The following is an 8664-nucleotide window of genomic DNA, read 5'->3' on the forward strand; positions in this document are numbered from 1 at the left end:
CACGATGCTCACTGGGCGCCGCGGCGCGCGCGCGCCGCGGCGCCCAGTGAGCATCGTGATGAAGGCGGGGTCGATCCAGCGGATCGGCCTCGCCGGCCTGCTCGCCGCGATCGGACTGGCCGCGGCCGGCTGCGCCTCGTCGGAATATGCCGTGATCGATACCAAGGCCGGCAAATACTACGGCTATGCCGACGCCCTGAACCTCGACGGCAGCCGTACGGTTCGCGTCATGCTGCCGGGGGCGCCGTCGAACGCCGCCAACGCCCGCGCCTACTTCCACCGCCGGGCGGAGGAAATCTGCGGCGGGACTCCGCTGCGCAAGACCATCCACACCGCAGTCCGTCCCGGGATCATGTACGACATGTTCGGCAACGTGGTCGCCGGCGACTTTTTCCTCGAGGGGCTGGTCTACTGCGACGCGCCGTCCACGGCCGAGACGCCCGCTGAACCCGCCGCAACGGCACAGCCGGCGGCTCAATAGCCATCCAGCGGCGGCGGCCCCACGGTCGCCGCCGTCCTTCTTTCCGTCAGATCAGCCCTTCACGCTCCCGGCCAGCATGCCGCGGATGTAGTAGCGCTGCAGGGCGAGGAAGAGGATCAGCACCGGAGCGACGGTGATCACCGCCCCCGCCATCATCATCTCGATGTCCTGGACGTGTTCGCGCGACAGAGCGGCCAGCGCCACCGGCAGGGTGTAGTTCGACTGGTCGGTGAGGATGATCAGCGGCCACAGGAAGTCGTTCCAGCTGCCAAGGAACACGAAGAGCGCGAGCGTCACGATGATCGGCTGCAGCGTCGGCAGCACCACGCGGCGGAAGATCTGGCCCTCGCTCGCGCCGTCGATGCGCGCCGCCTCCAGCATCTCGTCCGGGATCGACAGCGAGTACTGCCGCACCAGGAACAGGCCGAAGATCGACGCCAACCACGGCACCAGCGCCCCGGCGTAGGTGTTCACCAGCCCCATTCCCTTCAGCATCAGGAACAGCGGCAGGGTGCCGATCTGCGCCGGCACCACCAGCGCCGCGACCAGCAGCTGGAAGGTCCGCTCGCGGCCGCGGAAGCGCAGCTTGGCGAAGGCGTAGCCCGCCGGCACGGTGAACAGCAGCGCCAGCCCGGTCGCCAGCGTCGCCAGGGCGAAACTGTTCCACAGGTAGCGGCCCATGCCCTGGGTCACGAACAGGTCACGGTAGTGCTCCAGCGTCCAGGTCTTCGGCAGCAGCGGCGGCGGGAAGGTCGCCGCCTCGCCGGTCGACATGAAGCTGACCGACAGCATCCACAGCAGCGGGAACAGCACCAGCAGCGCGATGAACGCCACGCCGAGGTTGAGGGCGATGGCTCGCGCTTTCATGGCCTCGCTCTTCTTTTCCCGGAGGACGTAGGGGAAGCCGCTCATTCGTAGGCCCCCATCCGTTTCGCCACCGCAAGCTGCACCAGCGTCACCGCCAGAATGCAGACGAACAGGATGAAGGCCACGGCGCTGGCGGAGCCGAGGTTCCACCATTTGAAGCCCTCTTCGTACATGAAGTAGAGCACCGTCACCGTCGACTGCGCCGGCCCGCCCTGGGTCATCACATAGGGCTCGGCGAACAGCTGGAAGAAGCCGGCCACCGAGATGATCGAGACCAGCAGCAGGGTGGGCGCGATGGCCGGCAGGGTGACGTGCACGAACCGTTTCCACGCCCCCGCCCCGTCGATCCGCGCCGCCTCGTAGAGGTCGTCGGGCACGGTCTGCAGGACCGCGAGGAAGATCAGCATGTTGTAGCCGAAGATCTTCCACACCACGAACATCAGGATGGCCGGGATCGAGGTCTCAGGCTGGCCCAGCCAGTCCACCGGCGGCAAGCCGACGCTGGAGATGGCCCAGTTGATGACGCCGTAGCGGGTGTGCAGCAGGTAATTCCACAGCACTGCCGTGGCCACCAGGGTGGTGACATAGGGGGCGAAGAACATCACCCGCCACAGCGGCCGCCACTTCACCACCCGGGCATTGAGGATCACCGCAGCGGCCAGCGACGCCGCGATCGACAGCGGCACGCCCAACACCGCGAACAGGCCGGTGTTCTTCATCGCCCCCCAGAACAGCGGATTGGCGAACAGCCGCTCGTAGTTCTGCAGGCCGATGAAGCGGACGTTGTTCAGGTCGGCCAAGGCGTAGATGTCGAAATCGGTCAGGCTCAGCAGCAGGGCTGCGAACACGGGGATGGCGAAGAACACCCCGATGGCGATCAGCGCCGGAGCCACGAAGCCCCAGGCGGCCCGCTCGCGGGCGAGCGCTCCCCCTCTCGGCGGCGTGCGCACCGCGGCGGGAACCACGGTCTTGGCGGCGTCGAGGGCGACCGGCATCAGGCCTTCCCCCGCTCGAGCATCCAGCGGCGCTTCTCCAGCAGACGGTCGGCGCGGCGGTCGATCTCGGCGCCGGCGGTCTCGGGCGTGAACTCGCCGCGCACCATCCGCTCGGCCACGATCTGCATCTCGGTGACGATCCGCTCCCACTCCGGCACCTTTGGGACCGCCTCGGCTCGCGACAGCTGCCCCTTGAAGGCGGCGATATAGGGGTCACCGGCCACCGACGGTGTGGCCCAGGCGCTTTCGCGCGCCGGGAGGTCGCCGGTGATGACATTGAAGCGGGCCTGCACCGCCGGCTCGGACAGGTAGCGGACCAGCTTCCAGGCCGCCTCCTGACGCGGCGACGAGCGATAGACCACCAGCGACGATCCGCCGGGCGCGGAGGCCCCCGGCCCGTCCGGCCCCGGCACGCCCGAGGTCATCCAGCGCGTCTCCGGCTTGAGCCGGTTGCGGAACTCACCGATGGTCCAGGGCCCTGAGAAGTAGAAGCTGAACCAGCCGCGCTCGAACTCGGTCCAGACGTTGGAGATCTGCGCCGCCGAGGCCACCGGGGCGAGGCCCTCGTCGAACAGGCTCTTGTAGAAGGCCAGCGCGGCCACGAACGACGGGCTCGAGAAATTGCCCCGCGTGTCCTGGTCCCTCAGTAGCGGCTGGTCGCCCTGCAGTCCGAAGGTCAGCAGCTGCTCGAATTCGTTGAGCGGCAGCAGCACCGCGTATTTGTCCTGCCCCACCGTCCGCTTCACGGTGTGCATGGCCTGCTTCCAGCTGGCCCAGGTCTGCGGCACGGACGCATGGCCCGCCCGTTCGAGCAGGTCGCTGCGGTAGAAGATCAGCCGCGTGTCGACGTACCACGGCGTCGCCACCGGCCGGCCGTCGATGCGATTGGTCTCCAGCACCGCCGGAAACTGGTCGGTCAGCAGGTCGGAGGCGAAGGCCGGCAGCGGCGAGATCGCTCCGATGGCCGCCATCTCCGCCACCCAGGTGTTGCCCACCTGACTCAGGTCCGGCAGCGAGTCGCCCGCGTAGGCGGTCAGCAGCTTCTGGTGCGCCGCCGTCCATGGCAGGGCCTGGACGTCGACCTTGATCCCGGGGTTCAGCCGCTCGAACTCCGGCAGGACCTGCGGGACATTCGTCGCCTCGTTGCCCATGGCCCAGAAGGTCAGGCGGGTGACGCCCGCCTCCTCCCGTGCACAGCCGGCCAGACCTGTCGCCGCCGCCCCGGCCAGAAGGCCGAGCGCCGCCCTTCGGTCCGGCCGCATCTGCGTCATGCGTTGTCCAGCCAGCCGCCGGTGAAGCCGGCCCGCTTCAGGCCGCGCACGATGTTGGGTTCGTTCCGCATCCGCTTCCACACCACGTCGGAGCGATGGTTCTCGATCTGGATGACGATCGGTCCCTGGTCGATGCCCAGATAGTCGCCGTCGACCCAGCCCACCCCGGGCACGATCCGGCCGTGCTGCAGCCGGCCCTCGCGCTCGATCAGGCTCGGGTTGAAGGAATCCATGAAGCCGAACTCGGTGTAGATGCCGGCGCCGTAGCGGGCCTTCATCGCCTTGAGGCAGGCGGTCACCTCGGCCGGGGCGAAGGGCATCGAACCCATCGCCGCCGTCGGCGCCAGGGTGCCGTCGTCCCGGTCGCCCGGACCGCGCGCGGAGTAGCTGAAGAACTGCCGTTCGCGGCCGTCGATCACCTGTTTGAAGTCGCCCGGCCCGTCGCAGGCCGTCAGGCCCCAGACGTCGGCCGAGTAACCCGCCCAGTCCATCGGATTGTCGATGGCGTATCTGCGCTGCGCCTCAACCGCCCGGACGCTGTTCTGGAAATAGTCGAAGCCGGGAATTTCCGCCGATCTGGCCCGCATGAACGGATCGCGGATGCCGCGGAAGTCGACAAACATGTGGCTGTACTGGTGGCCGAACAGCGGCGCGAAGGCCAGGTGCGCCGGCCCCCAGCGATCGGTCCAGCTCCGGTCGTAGACGCTGCACCATTCGTCCCAGACCGCCGCCGGGACCGGATGGGTCGGGCTGCCGATGGCCAGCAGCAGGACCAGCATCCCCTCGTTGTAGATGTGCCAGTCGGCCTCGATGAAGCCCGACTCCGGATGCCAGCCCATGGAGATGCGGTTGGGCCGCACCACGGCCCAGTCCCACTCGACCCGTTCGTAGATCGCCTGCACCAGACGACGGATCTCGGCCTCGTCGGCATGGTCGCCGTCGAACCACTGCGCGGCGAACAGCATCCCGCCCAGCAGCAGGGTCGTGTCGACCGTCGACAGTTCGGTGCGCCCGAACCTGTGGCCGGTCTGCATGTCGAGGAAGTGGTAGAAGAAGCCCTTGTAGCCGGTCACGCCGGCAGCCGCGGGCCCCTGCGGGGCGTCGTGGAAGAAGCGCACCGTGTTCAGGGTCCGCTCCCGCGCCTCCGCGCGGCTCATCCAGCCTCGTTCGACGCCGATCGGCCAGCAGGTCAGGGCGAAGCCCACCGCCGCCACCGAGCAGAAGGATTTCGTCGGCCAGCGGTCCGGCGTCAGCCCGGTCTCGCGCGGCGTCACATGCGCGAACCAGTCGAAGGTCCGCTTCTGCAGCTCGTCGATCTCAGGGTCGATCCGCGTCGGCGGCGGATTCACGTAGGCGAGCGCCTGCTGGATCGCGCAACCGGACAATCCCAGCGCCCCCGCTCCGGCGACCGTGGAACCCATCAGAAACCGGCGGCGATCCATGGGGTCCATCCTCATACTCAGAACACTTGTCGTCAAAGAAATCGGCCGCCCCCGGCCTGCAGGCTGGAGGCGGCCGCCAGGTTCAGGAGCCCCTAGAAGCTGTAGCGCAGACCGACCTGCAGGCTGCGGGTGGGCAGGAACTGCGCCCGCGGATCGCCATAGTCGGGCGAGCACAGGCACTGTTCGAAGCCCGAGAAGTTGTCGAAGCCGAGAACGTTGATGGCGTCGACGATCAGCTCCAGCCGCTGGCCCGGGATGAACTCGAACTCCTTGGTCAGCCGCAGGTCGAGCTGGCGGTAGGCCCAGGCGTCCGGGATGATGAAGTCGTGCTTCGCGGGCCGCCCGCCGTTCCAGCAGATGTCCGGGTTGGACGCCGTCGGGCAGACGAACTGGTGGAAGGGCAGGCCCGAGCCGAGCGTCAGGATTCCGGAGAGGCGGAAGTCCATCGGCAGGCCGACGATGCCGGAGGCGACGATCCGGTGACGCTCGTCCTGGGCGGTCGGATAATGCGGCGACAGGGCGGGGGTGTTGTAGTCGAAGTCGAAGCCGCCGATGCCGGTGTCGCGACTGCCGTTCCGCTTGGCGTCGGACAGGGTGTAGCTGAACGACATGCCCCAGCGGTCGTCCGCGTTGTACGGCTTGTCGACCGTCAGGTAGAGCGCCTTGAACTCCTGCTCCGCGTCATGGTTGGAGAAGAAGATCAGGTTGCGGAACTCGGGGAAGCCCACCGAGGTCGGGGTCGGGCCCGAGAAGCGGTCGCCCGTCTCCGAACCGGCGTTGGCGATGTACCAGGCGAACAGGTTTTCCGTCTTGCCGTAGGCCAGCGTGACCGCCGTCTGGAAGTCGCCGAACTTCTGGCGGACACCCAGGTTGAACTGATCGGTGCGCGGCGGCTCGGCGTCGTTCTTGACCAGGAACACCTCGCCCGCGCCCGGAGCGGCCGCCAGCAGCGGGTCCAGACCGGCCGGGGTCAGATAGATCGGATCCCAGGCGACGGTGTTGACCCCGCCGTGCATGCCGCCGGCCACGGAGAAGAAGATCTCCTTGTTGAACTGGGTCGGCTTGAAGCGCTCGTCGAAGGCGAAGTTGAAGCCGATCCGGTCATAGTACCGACCGGCGCCGCCGAAGATCACCGTCTGCTCGTCGCCGAACACGTCGTAGCTGAAGCCGATCCGCGGCTGGAAGGCGCCGGTGAAGGCGTCGCGGCCGTCGGTCACGTAGTCGTCCGGGTTGAAATACGACGGGAAGTCGTAGGCCGGCAGGTTCTCGATCGCCGTCAGCATGTCGCGGATGTTCTGCGGCGTCTCGTAGTCATTGTTGACCGCATTGTCCTCGTAGTCCCAGCGGATGCCGAGGTTCAGTTCCAGCTTGTCGGTGATCTGCCAGTCGTCCTGGATGTACAGGCCGATGACGTTGTTGGTCACGTCGGCCGGGGCGACCAGCGCGCCCAGCTCGACCCGCACCGGGATGTCGATGCTGCCGTTGATTTCCGGACGGCCGTCCACGTCGAAGATGAACTGCGGGTTCCGGCCGAAGCGCTTGTCGACGAAATAGTTCTGGTTCGAATACTTCACGCCCATTTTCAGGGTGTGCATCCCGTTCCACTCGATGTCGTGGAAGGTCAGATCATCCTTGAAGGTCCAGTTGGTCTGGCGGATGTTCTGGTTGTTGCTCTGCCCGCCGGTGTTGAACACCGTGTCCTCGCGGTTGAACACATTGTACTGGAAGCCCGGGGCCGCGCTGTCATCGCGGAAGATCACGTACGACCGGCCGTAGTCGCTGAAATTCAGCGCCGTCGGGTTGTAGGTGTATTCGTAGAAATCGACCTGGGCCTCGTTCAGGAAGCCGTCGCCCTGGAACTGGTGACGGGCGACCACCGAGATGGTCTCGACGTTGACGGCGTTGGCGCGCGAGTAGGCGTTGATGCCGCCGAAGTCGCGGATGTCCTGCTCGGTCCGGTAGGTCGCGCTGATATCCAGCCGCTGGCGGTCGTCGATCGACCACGACAGCTTGCCGAAGAACAGATCCTCCTCGAACGGGGCGTCGAAGGTGCCGGTGTCGGCGCCGAACAGCGGAGCGTAGGCGGCGCGGTTCAGCACCACCGTGTTGCGGCGGGTCTCGTCCTTGCGCTCATAGGCGCCGAAGAAGTGCAGCCGGTCCTCGATGATCGGCCCGCCGAGCGAGCCGCCGTACTGCAGCCGCTCGACGCCGACCTCGCGCCCGAAGGCGTCCTCGTCGGTCCAGTCCGAGTCCTGGTAGGTGACGAACACATCGCCCGACAGGTCGTTGGTGCCCGACCGCGTCACCGAGGTGATGATCGAGGACGAGGCCTGCTCGTACTCGGCCTTGAAGTTCTGGGAGATGACCCGGAACTCCTGGATGGCCACCTGCGGGAAGGGGTTGCCGCGGCTGTCGTCCTGGCCGCCCACACCGCCGTCGATGATGGTCGACTTCTGGTTCTGGCCATCGATGAAGACGTTGATCGCCGACGCGCCCTGCCCGCCGGCCGAGATGGTCCGCTCGGTCTCGCCCTCGGTCACCCGCACGCCGGGGGCGAGCGCTGCGAAGTTCAGGAAGTTGCGGCTGATCTGCGGCAGGTTGTTGATCTGCACCTGGCTGACGTTGGTCGCGACCTCGGAGGTGCGGACCTCGAAGATTCGGCGGCCGGTGACGATGACGTCGCCCACGTCGGTGGCTTCGTTGCTGGTCACGACCGTCGAGGCGGCCGCGACATCGAGATCGAGGGTGGCCACCTGGCCGAGGGAGACGGTGACCGTGTCCTCGACAGACTGGCCGTCGGCGGTGCTGACGGCGATACGGTAGGTGCCCGGGCGCAGGCCGGGGATCACATAGCTGCCGTCGGCGCCGATCCGGCCGCGGCTGACGTAGCCGGTGGAAATCTCGGTCGCCGTGACCGTGCCGCCGGTCTCGACGGCCTGGCCTTCATAGACGGTGCCGCGCAGGGTCGAGCTGGCGACCTGCGCGCTCACGCCGCCGGCCGCGGCCAGCGAGATGGCGACGGCGAGGGCCGAGGCGGCCCCCAGATACTGCTTGGACTTGCGGGTCATTGCGGGTTCTCCCCCTCCAGAGATGATGCGGTGGCGGCGTCGCGAGGGCGAGCGCCGGTTGCGGTTTGAGCCTGTGTCGCCGGGTTGCTTGACGGGCGTACGACCAGTTCCGGCCGGACGACCTCGCAGGCGGTGTCGGCGACGGCTTCGCCCGCTGCGTTGATGAGGCGGACGAGACGCTCGAGCGCGCTGCGTCCGGTTTCTGCGATCTGGATTCTCAGGGTGGTCAGGGCGGGCCGCATCAGGGCGGCGATCGGCACGTCGTCGAAGCCGACGATGGCCACGTCCTCGGGCACGCTCAGCCCGGCGTCCTGCAGCGCCAGCATGGCCCCGACGGCCATCATATCGTTGCCGGCGAAGATGGCGTCGGGCCGCTCGCTCCGCCGGGCCAGCTCGGCCCCGGCCTGATGTCCGGACGCCTGGGTGAAGGCGCCCTCGACCACCGTGGTCGGCAGCTTCGCCCGCGCCATGGCTTCGAGATATCCGGCCAGCCGCGTCTCGGCCTCGAGGTTGCCGGTCGGGCCCGAGATGTGGGCGATC

The 8664-nt window shown here is 67.7% G+C and carries 7 protein-coding genes; 1 reads left to right on the plus strand and 6 read right to left on the minus strand.

From position 1 onward, the window contains the following. Positions 1 to 481: hypothetical protein (locus VEC04_RS03610; protein WP_324773923.1), on the plus strand; the 481-nt coding region annotated here is incomplete at its 5' end. 51 nt (positions 482 to 532) lie between these two features. Here the strand turns inward: VEC04_RS03610 and VEC04_RS03615 are convergent. From VEC04_RS03615 to VEC04_RS03640, 6 genes are all read right to left on the minus strand, one after another. Then, the gene (locus VEC04_RS03615) at positions 533 to 1348 is read right to left on the minus strand and encodes a carbohydrate ABC transporter permease (RefSeq protein WP_324773925.1); all 816 of its coding nucleotides are present in this window, start codon (positions 1346 to 1348) and stop codon (positions 533 to 535) included. A gap of 41 nt (positions 1349 to 1389) precedes the next feature. Then, positions 1390 to 2343, minus strand: coding sequence for a sugar ABC transporter permease (locus VEC04_RS03620; protein ID WP_324773927.1), 954 nt, complete (start codon positions 2341 to 2343; stop codon positions 1390 to 1392). Further along, positions 2343 to 3614 carry a sugar ABC transporter substrate-binding protein gene (locus VEC04_RS03625; protein WP_324773929.1) on the minus strand — a complete coding sequence of 424 codons (1272 nt, stop codon included), beginning with the start codon at positions 3612 to 3614 and terminating at the stop codon, positions 2343 to 2345. The genes VEC04_RS03620 and VEC04_RS03625 overlap by 1 nt, the downstream gene beginning before the upstream one ends. Further along, positions 3611 to 5056: a glucoamylase family protein gene (locus VEC04_RS03630; protein ID WP_324773931.1), complete on the minus strand. Its 1446-nt coding sequence runs from the start codon at positions 5054 to 5056 to the stop codon at positions 3611 to 3613. The genes VEC04_RS03625 and VEC04_RS03630 overlap by 4 nt, the downstream gene beginning before the upstream one ends. 92 nt (positions 5057 to 5148) lie before the next feature. After that, entirely contained in the window at positions 5149 to 8124 is a 2976-nt protein-coding gene (locus tag VEC04_RS03635; protein ID WP_324773932.1) for a TonB-dependent receptor, read from the minus strand. Next, positions 8121 to 8664: substrate-binding domain-containing protein (locus tag VEC04_RS03640; RefSeq protein WP_324773934.1), on the minus strand; the 544-nt coding region annotated here is incomplete at its 5' end. The genes VEC04_RS03635 and VEC04_RS03640, both read right to left, overlap by 4 nt.

It is taken from the genome of Brevundimonas sp. (assembly GCF_035626535.1).
GTDB lineage: Bacteria > Pseudomonadota > Alphaproteobacteria > Caulobacterales > Caulobacteraceae > Brevundimonas.

Coding starts and splice junctions, on each gene's coding strand:
- VEC04_RS03615 (WP_324773925.1), bottom strand. CDS start 1,348: ATGAAAGCGCGAGCCATCGCCCTCAACCTCGGCGTGGCGTTCATCGCG.
- VEC04_RS03620 (WP_324773927.1), bottom strand. CDS start 2,343: ATGCCGGTCGCCCTCGACGCCGCCAAGACCGTGGTTCCCGCCGCGGTG.
- VEC04_RS03625 (WP_324773929.1), bottom strand. CDS start 3,614: ATGACGCAGATGCGGCCGGACCGAAGGGCGGCGCTCGGCCTTCTGGCC.
- VEC04_RS03630 (WP_324773931.1), bottom strand. CDS start 5,056: ATGGATCGCCGCCGGTTTCTGATGGGTTCCACGGTCGCCGGAGCGGGG.
- VEC04_RS03635 (WP_324773932.1), bottom strand. CDS start 8,124: ATGACCCGCAAGTCCAAGCAGTATCTGGGGGCCGCCTCGGCCCTCGCC.